Consider the following 17,442-nt stretch of genomic DNA (forward strand, 5'->3'; position numbering starts at 1 on the left):
TCGTGTCGTCAACCGAGGCGCGCATTCTACGCTGTCCTCACATCCTGTCAAGCGTTGATTTGAACTTTTTCGTTTCAACTCAACCACTTGCGCTTGCCTGACCGGTTCAACCGATCGCGGCAGCGGGAGGCGAATCCTACAGCATCCTGGGACGCTGTCAACCCCTCCGCTTCATTTCGTTATCACCCGAAGGTGAAGACCAAATGGCGAGGACTCCGTGGACCCCTCGCCCGGCTCAGACCTAAGTGCTTGATTTTCAAGCCCTTCAGCGTCTGCACCGGAAGTGGGGCGCATTATAGGGGAGTTTCAGAGGGCGTCAACAGGTTATTTCAAGATTCTTTCAACGGCCGCCAAAAAGGGTGCTCTGGGTCGAGCTGTCATTCATGCAGGGTAAGATGCCGGCAGATGATGTTTCGAGGATCCTATGACTTCTATTCTGGCCCGCTACCGACGACAGCTGGTGACCACCCTTGGCGACTGGTTTCCGCGCACTACGCTCTTCCTCAAGGGAGAACCGGCACCCGGGAGCCAGAAGAAAGGGCCGCCGGCCAGGCCGCGCAAGGCACAGGGTACGCCCAAGCCCGCGCGGAAAGTCGCGGCTGGCGATGGGCCACCCCCTGATTCCGCTCCCCCTGCCCCCTCCCCCACCGGCATCTATGGCTCTGCCCTGGCAATAAAGCGCTCGCAGGAGCAGCGGATGAAAGCCCGGGTCGAGCAGGCGGTGGCCCAGGGCATCATCCAGGCACCCTCCGCGGAGCAATGGAAGATGATCCTGGCGCGCGCCCCCGCCACCCGCATCTTCGCTGGAGCCGGCTCGGGCAAGACCACGACGCTGGTGCTGCGGGTGGTGTTCATGCTCTGCCATCTGGAGCTGCCCCGAGAGCAGTTGACGGTCATCTCCTTTACCAAGGCCTCCTGCGATGAACTGAGGGCGCAACTCAAACGCGTGCTGGCCTTCTGGGATGCCCCGCTGGACGACGACGGCGCCAGGGAACTGGTACGGACCTTCCACTCCGCCCTGGCACAACTGGCCCGCGCCGAATTGCGGGTGACGCAGTGGTTCGAGCAGCTGTCGCCACACGCCAGGGCGGACGAAGAACCGGACAACGCCCTGCTCGCCGGTGCCACCCTGAACGACAGCCAGCGGCAGTGGCTGCTACAGGCCTATGAGCACTGCTATAAAGAAGATGCCGGCTTTCGTCGGCGCATTCATCTATTGTTGGAGCTGGCCGCCCCTAACGAAGAGGCACCGCCCGCGGCTGCGCCCCTGCAACCCTTCGTACTCAATGGCGAACGCCAACCCCAGGCGCTGCCTGACCTCTTCTATGGCCAGGCGTCTTTCGCCGAGACCCTGGGCCTACGCGTCGGCTCGATCAAGAGCAGCCAGCTGGAATGCTCCACCCGTGACCGGATCTTCCTGGAAGCCATGCAGCAATTCTGGCGACAGTTCAACCGGCTATTGAAGGAGCAGCGACTGATCACCTTCAATACGGCCTTCGCCGTGCTGACGGATCGCCTGGAGAAGAAGCCGAGCCGCGCCTTGATCGCCCGCCTGCAACCCTTCACCCACCTGTTGATCGACGAATTCCAGGACATCTCGCCCCAGATCGCGCTCTGGCTCCAGCAGGTGCAGAGAAGACTTGCCGAGGAGAAGGTTGCGCCCTCACTGATGGCCATCGGCGACGACTGGCAGTCCATCTATGGCTGGCGCGGCAGCTCGCCGGAACTGTTCATCCACTTCGATCGCTGGTTTCCCGGCCAGACGCCGAGCCAGACGCTGATGCTGGGTACCAACTATCGGTCTTCGCCGCAGATCGTGGCTGACGGTGAGCGGATCCTGACGCAGGTGAAGCACAAGCAGGCCAAGCGTACCCAGGCATCCAGAGCGGCGGATGAGCAGGGAAACGGCGTGAAGGTCGTCGGGCAATTCGACATTGGCCGCCAACTCCCATTGCTATTGAGCGAGATCGAGGACCAGCGCCGCTACGCCGCCGAGCGAGAGCGGCCGGAGCGCTGGGCAGTCATGGTGATGAGCCGAGTGAATGCACCCCTGAAGACCCTCAATGAGCAACTGGGCCGCCAGGAGGGCGTGCGGACCTGCACCATCCACCGCGCCAAGGGTCTGCAGGCGGAAGTGGCGATCGTGCTCGATGATGGCCAACCCCAGCAGCCGCATCCCTTGCGCAATGCACTCTATGCCGCCAGCGGCCATTTCCAGCAAAGCTACGACGAAGCCATGGCCGACGAGGCCTTGCGCCTGAGTTATGTAGCGGTGACCCGCGGCGTCAGCCGGGTGCTGTGGTACACCCGGCAGCCGCGGGGCGCGGCGGCGATCCTGGTCGGCTGAATCAGGTATCGCGGCGGGTGGCGTCGTCCAGCGCCAGGATGGTGTGGGCGTTGGTGACGGTGGTGGCGAGGGTATTGATGACGCCGGAGCGCAGGGCGCCGAGGATGGCGGCGGCCTTGGTGCTTTCGCTGGCGACGGCGATAACGTCGGGGATGCGGGTCAATTCCTGGACCGTGAGCCCTATCACCCGCCCCTGCAGCACATTGACCGCCGGCCGCCCATGAATGTCGATGAAGTCGTACCCCATCATGTCGCCCACGGTGCCGGACAGACGGGCCGCCGCGATCTCCTGCGGCGAGAACCAGCCCATGCGCACCATGTTACTGCTCTCGCTCATGTCACCGATGCCGATCAGCGCGAGATCGGCGCGGCGGGCGCGATCCAGGGTGGCACGCACGGTGTCGTTGGCGATCAGGGTCGCGCGCAGCTCGGGGTTGGCCACCATGGCCGGGGCATAGAGGGTTTCGCTCTCGCCACCGAAGCGCGCCGCCAGGCGCCGGCAGATATGGTCGGGATTCATGTATTCCCCCGCGCGCAGGGAGCCACCGATGGCGCAGACGAAGGTGCAGTTGCGGCCATTGGGCAGGAAGACGTTGTCGGCCACCGCACCGACGTTACGCCCCATCCCCACCGCGACGATCATGCCGTCGGCCAGCACCCGGTTGAGGTAGTTGGCGACCAGGCTGGCGACCGCCGAGCGCTGGGTGTCCGGATCCGCGTGGTCCACGGCGATGAGGGCGCGATCCAGGCGGAAACGTTCCAGCAGCTTCTGCTCCACCTCGTTGTTCATGGTGGGATGCTGCAGCACCCGCACCTCGACGATGCCTTCGTCGCGGGCACGCTTGAGCAGGCGGCTGACCTTGGCTCGCGACAGCGACAGGCGCTGGGCGATGGCCTCCTGGTTGACGTTGTCCAGGTAGTAGAGCATCGCGATGTCGGTCATCAGCTCGAAGTCGCTGGCCCCACGACTGGCATTGTCATTCATGCAGGATCGACTCCGGTTGCCTGGCAAAGCCGCCATTGTCCCCAGTCCGGGCGGACGGCGTCCAGCGCCTAGCAATCACGGCGCTGCTCGAGGGCCGTGATGCGCTCGACCTTGGGCCCGGAGCGCCCGGCCTCGAAATCCGAACTGAGAAAGGCCTTGACCAGACTCTTGGCCAGCTCGGGCCCGACCACTCGCGCCCCGATCGAGAGGATCTGGGCGTCGTTGCTCTTGCGGGCGCGCTCCGCCGAATAGGTGTCGTGGGCCTGCGCGGCACGAATGCCCTGGACCTTGTTGGCCGAGATGGCCATGCCGATGCCGGTCCCGCAAACCAGCACGCCGAGGCGATTTCGCCCCTCGCGAATGGCGCTGGCGACCGCGTAGGCGATATCCGGGTAGAGCACCGGCTCGGTGGAATGGGAGCCGAAATCCTCCACCTCGAGACCGAGGGAAAGGATGAAGGCCTTGAGCTGCTCCTTGAGTTCGTAGCCGGCTTCGTCACAGCCGATGGCGATGGATTGGGTGGCGTTCATGCACCTGGCGCTCCTATGAGAGACCAACGCGGTCTCGATCATATGATCATCATGTGAAATTCCGATCAAGCAATTTTGTTTACATCTATACGGCGCCGTATAGCCTGATCTGAATAGATATTCCGTGGACAAGGCGATCCTGACCGCGCCGAACCCGCATCCTCGACTCGCGCAGAAAATTTATGGCCGCCAGTTGACTGATCAGATTTTCATGGTTTAAACATATGCTCACTACGAGCTCCATCGCTGCGACAAGAAAACAACACCAGCTGAGAGGACGTACCATGGCTTCGCCCTTGCTGCTTCATGCTGAAAAGGTCGCCAAGGCCTATGCCGGGATACCCGCCCTGCGCGACGGCCACCTGAGTCTCGAGGCGGGCTCGGTGCACGCGCTGTGCGGCGGCAACGGTGCCGGCAAATCCACCTTCCTCAGCATCCTCATGGGCATCACCCAGAGGGATGCGGGCAGCATTCGCCTGGAAGGTCGCGAGGTGGTCTTCCAGCGCCCCAGCGAAGCCCTCGCCGCTGGCGTCGCCATGATCACCCAGGAACTGGAACCCATCCCCGACCTGACCGTGGCCGAGAACATCTGGCTGGGTCGGGAGCCACGCCGGCTGGGCTGCCTGCTGGACAACCGCGAGCTGAATCGGCGGACCCGCGTCCTGCTGGAGGATCTCGGCTTCGAGGTCGAGGCCGGCATGCCCATGCGCCGCCTGAGCATCGCCCAGACGCAGCTGGTGGAGATCGCCAAGGCCTTCAGCCATGACTGCCGGGTGATGATCATGGACGAGCCGACCTCGGCGATCGGCGAGCGGGAGACGGAAACGCTGTTCGCCGCGATCCGGCGCCTGACCGCGCGGGGCGCCGGCATCATCTATGTCTCCCATCGCCTGACCGAACTGGCGCAGATCGCCGACCGCTACACCATCTTCCGCGATGGCGCCTTCGTCGAGACAGGGGCGATGGCCAACGTCGACCGGGCGCATCTGGTACGCGGCATCGTCGGCCGGGAGCTGGCGGCCATCGACCACAAGCAGGGTCGCGTGTCGAGCGCCGAACCCTGCCTCACGGTGGCCGGCCTGTGTCGCAAGAACGAATTCCAGGACGTCAGCCTGCAGGTGCGCCCGGGCGAGATCCTCGGCATCTATGGGCTGATGGGTTCGGGGCGCAGCGAATTCCTCAACTGCGTCTATGGTCTGACCACGCCGGACGCCGGCCAGGTGGCGCTCAAGGGTGCCCCGGTGCCAGTGGGTGATCCGGCCGCCACCATCCGCGCCGGGATCTCGCTGGTCACCGAGGACCGCAAGGACACCGGCCTGGTGCTCACCGGCAGCGTCCGCGAGAACGTCGCCCTGGCCGCCTACGACCGCCTCTCCAGCCTGGGCGTGATCAGCGGGCGCAAGGAACGCGCGCTGGCGGAAGAGATGGTGCGCCGACTGAAGGTCAAGACCGCGTCCCTCGAGCTGCCGGTGGCGGCCATGAGCGGTGGCAACCAGCAGAAGGTGGTGCTCGCCAAGTGCCTGTCCACCGAACCGGTGTGCCTGCTCTGCGACGAACCCACCCGCGGTATCGACGAGGGTGCCAAGCAGGAGATCTACCGCCTGCTCGACGAGTTCGTCCGCGCCGGTGGCGCCGCCATCGTCGTGTCCTCCGAAGCCCCGGAACTGCTCCATCTGAGCGATCGCATCGCGGTGTTCAAGGCCGGCCGCCTGGTCACCGTGAGCGAGGACCGGTCCCTGTCCCAGGAAGCCTTGCTGAGTCTTGCCTCATGACCATCCAGACCCTCACTTCCAGTATCACCCCCGCGCCGTCGCGCAGCCGGCTGCGCTTCGCCCTCGACCGCTTCGGCCTGCCGCTGGTGTTCGTGCTGTTGTGCGTCGCCCTGGGCTTCAGCAGCGAGTACTTCATGACCTGGCGCAACTGGATGGACATCCTGCGCCAGACCTCCATCAACGGCATCCTCGCGGTAGGCATGACCTACGTCATTCTGACCCGCGGCATCGATCTCTCGGTGGGCTCGATCCTGGCCTTCTCGGGGTTGTGCAGCGCCCTGGTCGCGGTGCAGGGCTATGGCCTGCTGGCCGCGCTGAGCGCCGGGATGTTCGCCGGGGCGGTGATGGGGGCGCTGAATGGGTTCATGGTCGCCAACCTGTCGATCCCGCCCTTCGTGGCCACCCTGGGCATGCTCAGCGTCGGGCGCGGCCTGACCTTCATCCTCAACGACGGCAGCCCCGTTACCGACCTGCCGGAAGCCTACCTGGCCCTGGGCACCGGCAAGCTCGGACCGATCGGCATGCCCATCGTGATCTTCGCCATCGTCGCGCTGTTCTTCTGGCTGGTGCTGAAGTACACCACCTATGGCCGCTACGTCTACGCGGTGGGCGGCAACGAGAAGAGCGCCCGCACCTCCGGCATCGGCGTGCGCAAGGTGACCTTTTCGGTGTACGTGATCTCCGGGCTGCTGGCTGGCCTGGCCGGCATCGTGCTCTCGGCGCGGACCACCTCCGCCCTGCCCCAGGCCGGCGTCTCCTACGAGCTGGACGCCATCGCCGCGGTGGTGATCGGCGGCACCAGTCTCTCCGGGGGCACCGGCAGCATCGTCGGCACCCTGTTCGGCGCCCTGCTCATCGGCGTCATCAACAACGGCCTGAACCTGCTGGGGGTGTCGTCCTACTACCAGCAGGTGGCCAAGGGTTTGATCATCGTCTTCGCCGTCCTGATCGACGTCTGGCGCAAGCGCCGGGCCTGATCGCGAACCTCTCCGCACGACAACAAGAAAAGGAGTCACCCATGCACGCTCGCAAATTGCTCTGCGTTCTCGCCACGTCCCTGCTCGCCAGCAGCCTGGCCCAGGCGGCGCCCTACAAGGTCGGGGCCGCCGTCTACGGCCTCAAGGGCCAGTTCATGCAGGCCTGGGTCCGCGATCTCAAGCAGCACCCGGCGGTCAAGGACGGCTCGGTACAGATCACGGTGTTCGACGGCAACTACGACGCCCTGACGCAGAACAACCAGATCGAGACGATGGTCACCCAGCACTACGACGCCATCATCTTCGTGCCCATCGATACCAAGGCCAGCGTCGGCGCCGTGGCCCGCGCCATGGAGAGCGAGGTGCCGGTGGTGGCCTCCAATACCAAGGTCGCCAGCGCCAGCGTGCCCTACGTGGGCAACGACGACGTGGAGGGTGGCCGCCTGCAGACCCAGGCGCTGGCGGAAAAGCTCGGCGGCAAGGGCAACGTGGTGATCATCCAGGGACCCATCGGCCAGTCCGCGCAGATCGATCGCGAGAAGGGCGAAATGGAGGTGCTGCAGAAGCACCCCGAGATGAAGGTGATCGAGAAGAAGACCGCCAACTGGTCGCGGGCCGAGTCCCTGACCCTCACGGAAGACTGGCTCAACGCCCATCCCAAGGGTATCGCCGGCATCATCGCGCAGAATGACGACATGGCCCTCGGCGCGCTGCAGGCGGTGAAGAACCGCGGGCTGTCGGCCAAGGACATCCCGGTCACCTCCATCGACGGCATGCCCGACGCCATCCAGGCGGCGAAGAAGGGCGAGCTGATCACCTATTTCCAGGATGCCCAGGCGCAGTCCCAGGGTGCCCTGGACGTGGTGCTACGCAAGCTGGAGGGCAGTGCCTACCAGCCGCGCTCGGAGATCTGGAAGCGCTACCCCGCCCTGCAGTGGGGTGACGGCACCGCGAAGAACTACATCATCCCCTGGGTGGCGGTGACGCCGGAAAACGCCGACGCCCTCTACCAGCAGGTCAGCGGCAAGTAAGCCGCCTCGACGAGGACGGGCGCCCTGCCCGTCCGGGAGATCTCTCTATGTCCGACTTCTGGAATCAGGCGTTCGACCTCAGCGGTCGGTGCGCCCTGGTCACCGGCGGCGCGGCGGGTATCGGCCACGCCTGCGCCACCCTGCTGGCCAGCCGCGGCGCCCGGGTGGCGCTGCTGGACCGCAACCCCGAGGTGGCGCAGATCGCCGCGCAACTGGGCGACGGCCACCTGGGCATCGCCCTCGACGTGCGCGACAAGGCAGCCATCGAGGCGGCCGTGGACCAGGCCGCCAAGGCCTTCGGCCGGCTCGACCTGCTGGTCAACAGCGCCGGGATCGCCCTGCTGGACAAGGCCCTGGACGTCAGCGAAGAGGCCTGGGACAGCACCCTCGACATCAACCTCAAGGCCAGCTTCTTCGTCGCCCAGGCGGTGGCTCGCCACCTGCGCGCCAGCGGCGGCGGACGCATCGTCAACCTGGCCTCCCAGGCGGCGGTGATCGGCCTGGATCGGCACGTCGCCTACTGCGCCAGCAAGGCCGCGGTGGTGGGCATGACCCGGGTCCTGGCCATGGAGTGGGCCGAATTCGGCATCACCGTGAATGCCGTCTCGCCGACCATCGTCGAGACCGAACTGGGCAAGAAGGCCTGGGCCGGCGAGGTGGGCGAGCGGGCCAAGCGGCTCATCCCGGTGGGCCGTTTCGCCCGCCCCGAGGAGATCGCCGCCGCGGTGCTCTACCTGCTCAGCGACGCCGCCGCCATGATCACCGGGGAGAACCTGGTGATCGACGGCGGCTACAGCATCCAGTGATGCCCACGAACCCGAGGTAACCTCATGTCCAGCGCTTTCGAGAACGCTCTGCCCAGGACCATGAATGCGGTGGTCTGCCATGGCCCCGAGGACTATCGCCTGGAACAGGTACCGGTGCCGGTACCCGGCCCGGACGAGATCCTCACCCGCGTCGAGCTGTGCGGCATCTGCATGGGCGATATCAAGACCTACCGCGGCGCGCCCTCCTTCTGGGGCGACGCCGAGCAACCGCGCTACGTGAAGCCGCCGATGATTCCCGGCCACGAATTCGTCTGCCGGGTGGTGGCGCTCGGGCCCGGTGCCGAAAAGCGCGGCGTGCAGGTCGGCGACCGGGTGATCTCCGAGCAGATCGTGCCCTGCTGGGGCTGTCGCTTCTGCAACCATGGCCAGTACTGGATGTGCCAGAAGCACGATCTCTATGGCTTCCAGAACAACGTCCAGGGCGCCATGGCCGAGTACATGATCTTCACCCGCGAGGCCATCGTGCACCCGGTGCCCGATGACATCCCGCCCGAGGAAGCCATCCTCATCGAGCCGCTGTCCTGTTCGCTGCACGCGGCGGATCGCGCCGATGTCGGCCTGGACGACGTGGTGGTGGTGGCCGGCGCCGGTACCCTCGGCCTCGGCATCATCGGCGCGGTGCGGCTGCGCAACCCGAAGAAGCTGATCGTGCTGGACATGAAGCCGGAGCGCTTCGAACTGGCGCTGCGGCTGGGCGCCGACGAGGTGTGGAATCCCTTCTACGAGAACGTGGTGGAGAAGATCCGCGCCATCACCGACGGCTACGGCTGCGACATCTACATCGAAGCCACCGGTCACCACCGGGCGGTGAACCAGGGCCTGGCCATGCTGCGCAAGCTGGGGCGCTTCGTCGAGTTCAGCGTGTTCAACGACGAGGCCACGGTGGACTGGTCGATCATCGGTGATCGCAAGGAGCTGGATGTGCTCGGCTCGCACCTGGGGCCCTACATGTACCCGCGGGCCATCGACTTCATCGGCCAACGCAAGATCGATGTACGCGGCATCGTCACCCATACCTTCCCGCTGGCCGACTTCAAGGAAGCCTTCGCGACCATGGAGCGCGGCGACCAGTCCCTCAAGGTGGTGCTCAAGCCCTGACCGGGCGGGGTGCCGAGAACAAGGAGACGCTATGAATCGAGTGATCAACGATCCGGACCTGGTGGTGGAGGACATGCTGGAGGGCATCCTCCTCGCCCATCCGGAGCTGGCCCAGGCCGGCGACAATCCGCGGGTTATCCGCAGCGTGCAGGTGGCGCCGGAAGGTCGCGTCGGCGTCGTGACCGGGGGTGGGTCCGGCCATGAGCCGGCCTTTCTCGGCTATGTCGGCCCGGGCCTGGTGGACGCCGTGGCGGTCGGCGAGATCTTTTCCTCGCCCACCGCCAAGAGCTTCCTCGACGCCTTCCACGCCGCCGACCGCGGCGCCGGGGTAGCCTGCCTGTACGGCAACTATGCCGGCGACAACATGAACGTGAAGCTGGCGATGAAGATGGCCGCCAGCCGCGGCCTGCAGATCAGGACGGTGGTGGCCAACGACGACGTCGCCTCGGCGCCCAGGGAGGAGATCGCCAAGCGCCGCGGCGTGGCCGGCGAGATCTTCATGTGGAAGGTCGGCGGCGCTGCCGCGGCCGCGGGCTACGACCTGGACGGCGTCATCCGCGTGGCGCAGAAGGCCGTCGCCAACTGCCGCTCCATCGGCGTCGGCCTGACCCCCTGCACCATCGCCGCGGTGGGCAAGCCGAACTTCCAGATCGCCGACGGCCAGATGGAACTGGGCATCGGCCACCACGGCGAGCCAGGCATCGCCGTGGTACCCATAGCGCCGGCGCGGCAGATGGCGGCGCGCATGCTGGAACCCATCCTGGCCGATCGCGACTTCGGCCAGGACCAGGGGGTGGTGGTTTTGGTCTCCGGCCTGGGCGCCACGCCGGTGATGGAGCTGTACATCTTCTACGCCGAGGTGGCGCGGTTGCTCGAGGCCCGCGGGCTGCGCGTGCATCGTCGCTACGTCGGCAACTACTTCACGTCCCTGGAAATGATGGGCGTGACCCTGAGCGTGCTGGGCGTGGACGAGGAACTGGCCCGGCTGATCGATCAACCCTGCCGTTCCATCGGCCTGACCCAGACGGAGTGAACGCCATGCAGCAGTCTTTCTCCGGTGCCGAGGGCACCCCCATCGTCAGTGACCTGGTGGACGTCATCGTCGCCAATCGCGAATACCTCAGCGAGGTGGACGGCGCCATCGGCGATGGCGACCACGGCATCAACATGGCCAAGGGCTTCTCCCGCTGCGGCAAGGCCATGGCCGGCCGCCAGCTGACCCTGGCGGAGGCCCTGGACGAACTGACCCTGGCGCTGATGGAAGGCATCGGCGGCTCCATGGGGCCGCTCTACGGCAGCCTGTTCATCGGCATGGCCGACCAGGTGCGCGGCAAGGCCGAGATCGATGCCGATACCTTCGCCCGGCTGCTGCGCGGTGGCCTGGCCTCGATCCAGGACATCAGCGAGGCCGGCGTCGGCGACAAGTGCCTGATGGATGCCCTGATCCCGGCGGTGGAAACCTTCGAGGACGCCGTGGCCCGGGGCGCCAGCTTCCACGACGCCCTCGAAGCCATGAAGCGCGCCGCCTCCCAGGGCCGTGACTCGACCCGCGACCTGGTGGCCCGCATCGGCCGCGCCAGCCGCCTGGGCGAAAGATCCCTCGGCGTACTGGATGCGGGCGCCGTGTCCTGCTGCCTCATCCTCACCCGCTTGGCCGACTCGGTGGAGGCCAGGTTGCACTGAATCCGCCGCTGCTGGCGGCAACCCTTTGTTCGCACTTGCCACCCTTCGGGGTGGCTTTTTTATCTAGGCGCGCAGCGCGTCGGCCAGTGCGCCGCCCAAGGACTGCAGGCGTCGCGCCTGGACGGAGTCCTCCTCGGCATCGGGCTGCAAGAGCAGAAAGCGCGCCGAAGGCAACGCCGGCAAGGCATCTTCGTCGAGCAGGCGCAGCCCCTGCCCGGCAACGGCAGACGCATTCAGACAGGCGACGCCCAGTCCTGCCGTCAATGCTGCCTGCAGACCCGCCACGCCCGAGGCGATATGGCTGACCACATAGGCCATGCCTGCGGCTTCCAGGCGGCTGCACGCCAGGCGGTGCAAAGAGCAGCCCTCCGGCAACAGGGCCAGGGGTACGGGTCGCCCTGGCTGTATGGATTCCACGCCTACCGCGCCTACCCAGCACAGCGGCTCCTGGTGCAAGGGCGTGACCCTCATCCGGGGCGCGGTCTTTCGCTCGGTCTCCAGGTTCATGACGATAGCCAAATCCAGCTCACCCTCACGTTGAGCGGCCTCCAGTTCGTCACTCCTGCCGATACGGGTACGCAGGCGCAGTCCCGGTAATTGGTACTGCAGGCGGGCCAGCAGGCGCGCCAGATCGGCTGGACGAAAATAGTCGGTCACGCCCAGGCAGGCTTCGCCTGCCAAGGGCACCTCATGGAGATCACGCCAGGCCGCGTCGGCCATCGCGAGTAGCGGCCGAGCATGGGCCAGCAGGCGTTCGCCCGCGGCGGTTGGCCTGACCCCGGCCTTGCTGCGAATCAACAGGGTCTGACCGGCACGCTCTTCCAGCTTGCGCAGTTGCTCGCTCAAGGCCGACTGAGACAGGCAGCGCAGCGGGACTGCCGCCGAGAGACTTCCGGCATCAACCGCCATGACCAGGGTACGAAGCTGTTCGAGATCGAAGCCGGACATAGTCATCCATTCCAAAAGCAGATGGATGGCATCTTATCTTCCTGCTTTTCCGTTGCAAGCCAGACCGGCACAGTGGCGACTTCAACCCAGGAGAGCGGCCATGCCCCATATCACCCTTCATCTGTCTGGCGATCGCGACGAAACCCTCGGCCGAGGCGCGGTACTGCTTATCAATGACCTGATCAAAAGGTACCTAGGAAAACGTCCCGAAGACATGGCTACCACCCTTCACTACATTCCCGACACGGATTGGTTTCTTGGCGGGCAGTCGCTGGCGACGCTCGGCGGCAGCGCCTTTCATCTCGACATCAGCATCACCGACGAGACGAACACCAAGGCCGAGAAGGCGCGCTTCCTGGCGGAAGTCCACACGGCCATGGCGACGCTCCGGCCTGACCTGCACGAACTCAGCTATGTGCATCTGATCGACGCGCGTGCCGCCGCCTATGGTTTCGGCGGCCGGACCCAGGAGTGGCGACACCAGCAAGCTGGGGTCTGAGGCGAGCGCTGGCCGCCACCTCCTCGCGGGCGGCGGCCGCTATCACCGCTACTCGATCACCTCGAAGTCCTTCAGGTGCTCTTCGGACAGCTCCAGGCCCAGGCCAGGCTTGTCGTCGTCCAGTTGCAGGTAGCCGGCGACCGGCTGGGGTTCGCCTTTGAAGACGTAGTAGAAGAGTTCGTTGCCCACCTCCACGTCGAACACCGGGAAGAACTCGGCCAGGGGCGAGGCGGTGCTGGCCATGGTCAGGTGGTAGTTGTGCATCTGGCCGGCGTGGGGAATGACCGGCACCGACCAAGCTTCGGCCAGGGCATTGATCTTGCGCGCGGCGGTGATGCCGCCGACGCGGTTGGTGTCGTACTGGATGACGTCCACGGCGCGGCGTTCGAGCAGGTCCTTGAAGCCGTAGGAGGTGAATTCGTGCTCGCCGCCGGAGATGGGCATGATGCCCATTTTCTTGAGCTCGACATAGCCTTCGATGTCGTCGGCGATGACCGGTTCTTCCAGCCAGCGCGGTTCGAACTCGGCCAGCTTGGGCAGCATGCGGCGAGCGTATTCCAGGGTCCAGCCCATGTAGCACTCCAGCATGATGTCGACATCGGGACCCGCCAGCTCACGCAAGGCCCGCACCTGCTCGATATTGCGCCGCATGCCGGCGGGACCGTCCTTGGGCCCGTAGCCGAATCTCATCTTGAGGGCGTCGAAGCCCTGGCTGAGATAGCCCTGGGCTTCTTCCAGGAACAGGTCCAGGTTGTCGTTGGCATAGAGCTTGGAGGCGTAGCAGGGGATCCTTTCCTTGGTTCGGCCTCCCAGCAGCTTGAACACCGGCTTGTTCACGGCCTTGCCCATCAGGTCCCAGAGCGCCAGGTCGACCGCGGAGATGGCGGCCATGCCGATGCCCTTGCGACCCCAGGCGTGGGTGCGGCGGTACATCTTCTGCCAGAGGTATTCGTTGTCGAAGGGATCCTGGCCCAGGACGATGGGGGTCAGGTAGAGGTCGATGATTTCCTTGGCCACCCGCGGGGCCAGGGCGCAGTTGCCGAGGCCGACCAGGCCGCTGTCGGTCTCGATCTCCACCACCAGCCAGCCATGGAAGCGGAAGGAGCCCATGGCGTCGCCGCGCTCATAGAGGATATCGGTGGCATTGGTGCAGAAGTGCGCCTGGGGCGGGACGACCTTGCCTTTCCATTCGAAGACGCGGGTACGGACGCGGGTGATTTTCATGGTGGATTTCCTTTTTCGGGCATGAGTCGGGCCTGCCGGCCCGCGGGCCGGTTCGGCGGAGTCGGGAAGCGCCTGGGGCGCCGCGGTCGCTATCGGTGGCGGGATGCGCCCAGGCGGCAGGCGATCTCGAAGGCCTGGCGAGTAGCGCCGACGTTGGCGCGGCCCTGGCCAGCGATGTCGAAAGCGGTGCCATGGGCCGGGGTGGTGATGGGGATGGGCAGCCCGCCCTGCACCGTCACGCCGCGGGAGAAGCCCATCAGCTTGATCGCGATCTGGCCCTGGTCGTGGTACATGGTCACCACCGCATCGAAGGCGCGGGTGTCGCCCTGGACCTTGAGGAAGATGGTATCGGCCGGATAGGGACCATCGGCGGCGATGCCCAGCGCCTTGGCGCGCTCCACCGCGGGGCCGATCAGATCCAGCTCCTCGCGCCCGAAGCTGCCGTTGTCGCCATTGTGCGGATTGAGGCCGCAGACACCGATGCGTGGTCGCGCCAGGCCACTGCGCCTGAGTTCGTTGTCGATCAGCTGGATGGCTTCGATCACCCGCTCCTGGCTGAGCAGGCCGGGGACCTCCTTGAGCGCGACATGGGAGGTCACCCGCGAGGTCCAGAGGTCATCCAGCACGTTGAATTCGCAGAAGGGTCCCTGGTAGCCCAGGTGCTCGGCAAACCAGTGCAGCTCGTCGTTGTGGCCCATGCCAGCCAGGTGCAGCGAGGTCTTGTTCAAGGGGCCGAAGAGGATGGCATCGGTATGACCGGCCTGGGTCAGGTCGAGGGCGACGGCCAGGGTATCCAGGCTGTAGCGACCGCCGACGGCGCTGGCCGCGCTACGTGGAAAGGCACCCTCGGCGGTACCGCGGTAGGCATACAGCAGCGGGACGTCGTCGTGGAAATCGAGGGCATCCAGGCGATCGATGGGTCGATAGGGATACTCGCAACCGGCGATGCGCATGCCGGTGCGAGCCTCTTCCTCATCGGCGATCAGTACCACCCGCGCGCGACTGCGCACCTCGGGATCGGCCAGCAGGCGCGCGATCAATTCGGGGCCGATGCCGGCGGGATCGCCCAGCACCACGGCCAGGCGGGGAAGCGTGGAATAGCTCATGCGGAAGTCCTCAGGTGGGTGTCCAGGCGAAGGGTGTCGGCCACCGGGCGATACAGGCGCTGGGCGGTGTCGTGGAAGAGCTGGCGCTGGGCGGCAGCGGGCAGGTCGGCCACCAGGCGCTTGAAGCCGCTGAGAATGGTGTCGTAGCTGCCGCACAGGCGGTCGACGGGAAAGTTGCTGGCGAACATGGCGCGTTCGGCGCCAAAGACGGCGATGGCCTCGCGGACGATCCAGGCGTTGTCCGCGGCGCGCCAGGGCTGACCTGCCAGGCCCAGGCCGGAGATCTTCAGCGCCACGTTGGGCCATTCGGCGAGGCGGGCCAGGGCGGCGCGCCAGGCGGCCAGACCTTCGGCGCTGCGGTCGGAAGGCAGCCCCGTATGGTTGAGGATCAACTGGATGGCCGGGAAGTCCCGGGCCAGGCGGCAGGCCTCGTCGAGATTCCACCAGGGCGTCTGCAGATCGAAGTGCAGACCGTGGCGTTGCAACGCAGCGTAGCCCTGGCGCCAGCGGTCATCGCTCATCAGGGTGCGCTGGCGACCCACTTGTTCCGGATGTGCCGGGCCACCGGGCTTATGTCTGACGCTGCGCACCCGTTCGAAGGCGGCCTGGGCGGCGAGCAGCTCAGCGGCGTCTTCGGCATCCAGCCAGGCCTGGGCGACCACCGCGTTGGGTACGCCCTGGCGACGCGCCAGGTCGTCGATGTAACGGGTCTCGCCGAGGGGATCGCGAGGATCCCATTCGGTCTCCACGTAGACGGTCTGGACCACGTCGTGGCCGGCAGCATCGGCGAAGTAATGCTCGGGCAGGTAGTCACCCTTGAGGGCGCTGTAGTCGCCATAACGGAAGGGGATGGTCTCCGCGCCGGACAGCCAGGGGTGGAAGTTACGGCCAGGCTCCCAGAAATGGTGATGGGCGTCGACGATGGGTCCGCGGTAGAGCTCAGCCATGGGCCACCTCCCGCTCGTCCAGGCCGATCAGCAGGGTGCCGAGGATGAACAGCCCCGAGCAGAGGGCGAAGAAGCCCAGCACCGCCGGATAGCCGCCCAGGTGCTGCAGCAGCAGGCCGACCAGGATGGGCACGGCGATGCCGCCGAGGCTGCCGGCCAGGTTCATCACCCCGCCGATCAAGCCGACCCGCGCCGGCGCCGCCAGCAAGGCCGGGAAGCTCCAGTAGAGGCTGCCCCACATGAGGAAGAAGGCGGTCAGCGACAGCAGCCCCACCGCGGCATAGGGATCGCTCAGTCGCGGCAGCAGCAGGAAGGCCGCCAGCGCCACCAGCCCGGAACAGGACAGCAGCCCCTTGGCGGCGAGTCCACGGCGCACGCCCCGGCGCACCAGCAGGTCGCAGAGGAAACCACCGACCAGGGAGCTGGCCGCGCCGCAGAGAAAGATGACGAAGGTCGCCGCGCCTATGCCCTTGATGTCGAAGCCGCGGGCCTGGGCCAGGTAACTCGGACCCCACGTCAGCAGCCCGAAGAAGACCATGGCCCAACTGGCCCGGCCGAGCAGGATGCCCGCCAGGGAGCGCCGGGCGATACCGAGGCCCTGGGCACCGGCCTTGGCGGCCTGGGCGACGGAGGTGGTGCGCCCCTCGTTGATCCGCGCCAGCTCGACGGCGTTGACCCCCGGGTGGGTCGCCGGGTCGTCGCGCAGGTAGCGCCAGGCGAGCCAGGCCATGGCCAGGGTGGCGATGCCGGCGACGAAGAAGGCGGTGCGCCAGGAACCGAAGACGGCGATCAGGTAGGCGATGAGCAGGCCGCCCAGGGCCACGCCCAGCGGACCGCCGCAATCCATCAGCACCGCGCCGCGCCCCCGCTCGCTGGAGGCCAGCCAGAGGGAATTGAGCTTGCCTCCGGCGGGAAACAGCGGCGCCTCGGCGGCGCCCAGGGCGACCCGCGCGAAGATCAAGGACAGCCCGCCAGTGGCGAAGGCGGCGAGGGTCTGGAACACGCCCCAGAGGCCGGTGGACCAGCCGATGACCCGGCGTGGGCCATAGCGGTCGATCAGCCAGCCACCGGGAATCTGCAGCAGGGCATAGGCCCAGAAGAAGCTGCTGAGAATCAGCCCCTGGATGGCCGGCGTCAGCTGGAATTCGCGGGCGATGGTGGGCATGGCGATGGACAGGGACACGCGGTCCACCAGGTTGATGACCGTAAGGCCGAAGATGATGGCGAAGATGCGCCAGCGGACCCGGGAGGCGCGTAGCGTTGTCGGGACGGCAGCGGCGTGCGCGACAGGTGTGGAGCGGGACGTCGAGAGCATGGCGTGACCCCTGGGATTATTGTTATGGGCGTTCAGCTGCCGGCTGGCGAGGTCGACTATCGGTTGCGCAGCGATAACCGTCCAATGCAAATCCGCGCATAGGGGTATGAGCTCAGGATATAGCTCGACGTGGCCGTTACAGCGCAAGCCGTC

At 66.3% G+C, this 17,442-nt stretch carries 16 protein-coding genes; 9 read left to right on the forward strand and 7 right to left on the reverse strand.

Going from position 1 to position 17,442, the window contains the following annotated elements; genetic code table 11:
* Nucleotides 1-424 precede the first annotated feature (424 nt).
* Nucleotides 425-2,347, forward strand: a complete 1,923-nt coding sequence (locus tag ACYJP6_RS12740; RefSeq protein ID WP_459475377.1) for a UvrD-helicase domain-containing protein — start codon at nucleotides 425-427, stop codon at nucleotides 2,345-2,347.
* Between the two features lies 1 nt (nucleotide 2,348).
* Here the strand turns inward: ACYJP6_RS12740 and ACYJP6_RS12745 are convergent, their stop codons facing one another.
* Together ACYJP6_RS12745 and rpiB are read right to left on the reverse strand one after the other, a co-directional pair.
* Nucleotides 2,349-3,332 (reverse strand): sugar-binding transcriptional regulator, encoded by a 984-nt coding sequence (locus ACYJP6_RS12745; RefSeq protein WP_145010772.1) that lies wholly within the window; start codon nucleotides 3,330-3,332, stop codon nucleotides 2,349-2,351.
* A gap of 68 nt (nucleotides 3,333-3,400) precedes the next feature.
* Nucleotides 3,401-3,862, reverse strand: a complete 462-nt coding sequence (gene rpiB / locus ACYJP6_RS12750) for a ribose 5-phosphate isomerase B (RefSeq protein WP_459475378.1) — start codon at nucleotides 3,860-3,862, stop codon at nucleotides 3,401-3,403.
* 284 nt (nucleotides 3,863-4,146) lie between these two features.
* Here rpiB and ACYJP6_RS12755 point away from each other — a divergent pair, with 284 nt between their 5' ends.
* The 7 genes from ACYJP6_RS12755 to dhaL are packed head-to-tail and all read left to right on the forward strand — an operon-like array spanning nucleotide 4,147 to nucleotide 11,250.
* A complete protein-coding gene (locus ACYJP6_RS12755) occupies nucleotides 4,147-5,634 on the forward strand; it encodes a sugar ABC transporter ATP-binding protein (RefSeq protein ID WP_459475379.1) in 1,488 nt (495 codons plus the stop codon).
* A complete protein-coding gene (locus ACYJP6_RS12760; protein ID WP_459475380.1) occupies nucleotides 5,631-6,611 on the forward strand; it encodes an ABC transporter permease in 981 nt (326 codons plus the stop codon). The genes ACYJP6_RS12755 and ACYJP6_RS12760 overlap by 4 nt, the downstream gene beginning before the upstream one ends.
* 41 nt (nucleotides 6,612-6,652) lie before the next feature.
* A complete protein-coding gene (locus ACYJP6_RS12765) occupies nucleotides 6,653-7,642 on the forward strand; it encodes a substrate-binding domain-containing protein (protein ID WP_459475381.1) in 990 nt (329 codons plus the stop codon).
* A gap of 47 nt (nucleotides 7,643-7,689) precedes the next feature.
* Entirely contained in the window at nucleotides 7,690-8,448 is a 759-nt protein-coding gene (locus ACYJP6_RS12770) for an SDR family oxidoreductase (RefSeq protein ID WP_459475382.1), read from the forward strand.
* A 24-nt stretch (nucleotides 8,449-8,472) separates the two neighbouring features.
* A complete protein-coding gene (locus ACYJP6_RS12775) occupies nucleotides 8,473-9,567 on the forward strand; it encodes an MDR/zinc-dependent alcohol dehydrogenase-like family protein (RefSeq protein WP_459475383.1) in 1,095 nt (364 codons plus the stop codon).
* A gap of 31 nt (nucleotides 9,568-9,598) precedes the next feature.
* A complete protein-coding gene (locus ACYJP6_RS12780) occupies nucleotides 9,599-10,600 on the forward strand; it encodes a dihydroxyacetone kinase subunit DhaK (protein WP_459475384.1) in 1,002 nt (333 codons plus the stop codon).
* Nucleotides 10,601-10,605: 5 nt separating this feature from the next.
* Nucleotides 10,606-11,250 carry a dihydroxyacetone kinase subunit DhaL gene (dhaL, locus tag ACYJP6_RS12785; RefSeq protein ID WP_459475385.1) on the forward strand — a complete coding sequence of 215 codons (645 nt, stop codon included), beginning with the start codon at nucleotides 10,606-10,608 and terminating at the stop codon, nucleotides 11,248-11,250.
* Nucleotides 11,251-11,313: 63 nt separating this feature from the next.
* On the opposite strand, the gene ACYJP6_RS12790 is transcribed toward dhaL, so the two are convergent.
* On the reverse strand, nucleotides 11,314-12,198 hold the full coding sequence (locus tag ACYJP6_RS12790) for a LysR family transcriptional regulator (protein WP_459475386.1): 885 nt from the start codon (nucleotides 12,196-12,198) through the stop codon (nucleotides 11,314-11,316).
* Nucleotides 12,199-12,298: 100 nt separating this feature from the next.
* On the opposite strand from ACYJP6_RS12790, the gene ACYJP6_RS12795 reads away from it, so the two are divergent.
* The gene (locus ACYJP6_RS12795; protein WP_459475387.1) at nucleotides 12,299-12,697 is read left to right on the forward strand and encodes a tautomerase family protein; all 399 of its coding nucleotides are present in this window, start codon (nucleotides 12,299-12,301) and stop codon (nucleotides 12,695-12,697) included.
* 48 nt (nucleotides 12,698-12,745) lie between these two features.
* Here ACYJP6_RS12795 and ACYJP6_RS12800 read toward each other — a convergent pair whose 3' ends face one another.
* The 4 genes from ACYJP6_RS12800 to ACYJP6_RS12815 all read right to left on the reverse strand — a co-directional run bounded on the left by ACYJP6_RS12800 (nucleotide 12,746) and on the right by ACYJP6_RS12815 (nucleotide 17,289).
* A complete protein-coding gene (locus ACYJP6_RS12800; RefSeq protein ID WP_459475388.1) occupies nucleotides 12,746-13,921 on the reverse strand; it encodes an L-rhamnonate dehydratase in 1,176 nt (391 codons plus the stop codon).
* Between the two features lie 89 nt (nucleotides 13,922-14,010).
* Nucleotides 14,011-15,027, reverse strand: a complete 1,017-nt coding sequence (locus ACYJP6_RS12805; protein WP_459475389.1) for a 4-hydroxythreonine-4-phosphate dehydrogenase PdxA — start codon at nucleotides 15,025-15,027, stop codon at nucleotides 14,011-14,013.
* Entirely contained in the window at nucleotides 15,024-15,974 is a 951-nt protein-coding gene (locus ACYJP6_RS12810) for an amidohydrolase family protein (protein WP_459475390.1), read from the reverse strand. The genes ACYJP6_RS12805 and ACYJP6_RS12810 overlap by 4 nt, the downstream gene beginning before the upstream one ends.
* Complete coding sequence (locus ACYJP6_RS12815) at nucleotides 15,967-17,289, reverse strand: MFS transporter (RefSeq protein ID WP_459475391.1); 1,323 nt, start codon at nucleotides 17,287-17,289, stop codon at nucleotides 15,967-15,969. The genes ACYJP6_RS12810 and ACYJP6_RS12815 overlap by 8 nt, the downstream gene beginning before the upstream one ends.
* Nucleotides 17,290-17,442 lie beyond the last annotated feature (153 nt).

The organism is Pseudomonas sp. No.117 (assembly GCF_054558395.1).

Bases quoted from the DNA above. Each gene is read 5' to 3' on its own strand.
- ACYJP6_RS12740 (WP_459475377.1), top strand. From the start codon at position 425: ATGACTTCTATTCTGGCCCGCTACCGACGACAGCTGGTGACCACCCTT.
- ACYJP6_RS12745 (WP_145010772.1), bottom strand. From the start codon at position 3,332: ATGAATGACAATGCCAGTCGTGGGGCCAGCGACTTCGAGCTGATGACC.
- rpiB (WP_459475378.1), bottom strand. From the start codon at position 3,862: ATGAACGCCACCCAATCCATCGCCATCGGCTGTGACGAAGCCGGCTAC.
- ACYJP6_RS12755 (WP_459475379.1), top strand. From the start codon at position 4,147: ATGGCTTCGCCCTTGCTGCTTCATGCTGAAAAGGTCGCCAAGGCCTAT.
- ACYJP6_RS12760 (WP_459475380.1), top strand. From the start codon at position 5,631: ATGACCATCCAGACCCTCACTTCCAGTATCACCCCCGCGCCGTCGCGC.
- ACYJP6_RS12765 (WP_459475381.1), top strand. From the start codon at position 6,653: ATGCACGCTCGCAAATTGCTCTGCGTTCTCGCCACGTCCCTGCTCGCC.
- ACYJP6_RS12770 (WP_459475382.1), top strand. From the start codon at position 7,690: ATGTCCGACTTCTGGAATCAGGCGTTCGACCTCAGCGGTCGGTGCGCC.
- ACYJP6_RS12775 (WP_459475383.1), top strand. From the start codon at position 8,473: ATGTCCAGCGCTTTCGAGAACGCTCTGCCCAGGACCATGAATGCGGTG.
- ACYJP6_RS12780 (WP_459475384.1), top strand. From the start codon at position 9,599: ATGAATCGAGTGATCAACGATCCGGACCTGGTGGTGGAGGACATGCTG.
- dhaL (WP_459475385.1), top strand. From the start codon at position 10,606: ATGCAGCAGTCTTTCTCCGGTGCCGAGGGCACCCCCATCGTCAGTGAC.
- ACYJP6_RS12790 (WP_459475386.1), bottom strand. From the start codon at position 12,198: ATGTCCGGCTTCGATCTCGAACAGCTTCGTACCCTGGTCATGGCGGTT.
- ACYJP6_RS12795 (WP_459475387.1), top strand. From the start codon at position 12,299: ATGCCCCATATCACCCTTCATCTGTCTGGCGATCGCGACGAAACCCTC.
- ACYJP6_RS12800 (WP_459475388.1), bottom strand. From the start codon at position 13,921: ATGAAAATCACCCGCGTCCGTACCCGCGTCTTCGAATGGAAAGGCAAG.
- ACYJP6_RS12805 (WP_459475389.1), bottom strand. From the start codon at position 15,027: ATGAGCTATTCCACGCTTCCCCGCCTGGCCGTGGTGCTGGGCGATCCC.
- ACYJP6_RS12810 (WP_459475390.1), bottom strand. From the start codon at position 15,974: ATGGCTGAGCTCTACCGCGGACCCATCGTCGACGCCCATCACCATTTC.
- ACYJP6_RS12815 (WP_459475391.1), bottom strand. From the start codon at position 17,289: ATGCTCTCGACGTCCCGCTCCACACCTGTCGCGCACGCCGCTGCCGTC.